The sequence below is a fragment of the Novacetimonas hansenii JCM 7643 genome (assembly GCF_000964405.1).
Lineage (GTDB): Bacteria > Pseudomonadota > Alphaproteobacteria > Acetobacterales > Acetobacteraceae > Novacetimonas > Novacetimonas hansenii.
Genome location: NZ_BANE01000202.1, coordinates 1 through 583, shown reverse-complemented (window position 1 = coordinate 583; position 583 = coordinate 1). Strand labels below are relative to the sequence as shown.

Here is a 583-nt window from a genome sequence, read left to right as displayed (position 1 = left end):
TGGCCGCAGGTGCGTGCCGTGCTGTCTGTGATCGAGACGGTGGAGCGGCAAGGCATCAATCCCGTCGATGTTGATCCGCAATACTGGCGACAGCTCGGGCGGTCACGACCAGATGGTCAGGATATTCCCCGCTATTCCACGACCCGACATGCTGCGTGGCAACGGCGGAGGGCCGTGCCATGACGCGGCTGGGCTGGTTCTTCACCACGTATTTCGCAGCACTTGGCGTCGGTCTGTCGATGGCGCTGCATCCGATGCCGCGCCTGATCTGGAACGCAACGGCCAGCGTGCCCGTAGGGCTGTATCGTCTGCACCCCGTGGGGGCTCCTCATGTCGGGGATCTGATCGCACTCCATCTGCCGGAACGCGATGCGGACATGCTGGCGCGGGGCGGGTATTTGCCGCTCGGCGTGCCGTTGCTCAAACCCGTGGCGGCGGTCGGCGGACAGACAGTCTGCCGCTCCGGCAGTCACATCACCATCGACGGTCGGGCTACGGGTGATGCGTTGCCTGTCGATCATCGGCATCGTCCCTTGCCCGTCTGGCAGGGCTGTCACCGTCTCGGTGTGCGCGAACTCTTCGT

Annotated in this window: 2 protein-coding genes; both read left to right on the top strand. The window is 64.8% G+C overall.

Annotation, left to right across the window (positions count from 1 at the left end):
* On the top strand, nt 1–183 hold a 183-nt coding region (locus B7G66_RS12965), incomplete at its 5' end, for a DUF2840 domain-containing protein (protein ID WP_148424797.1).
* Nucleotides 180–583, top strand: a 404-nt coding sequence (locus B7G66_RS12960; RefSeq protein ID WP_048859262.1) for a S26 family signal peptidase, incomplete at its 3' end; no start/stop codon positions are given. The genes B7G66_RS12965 and B7G66_RS12960, both read left to right, overlap by 4 nt.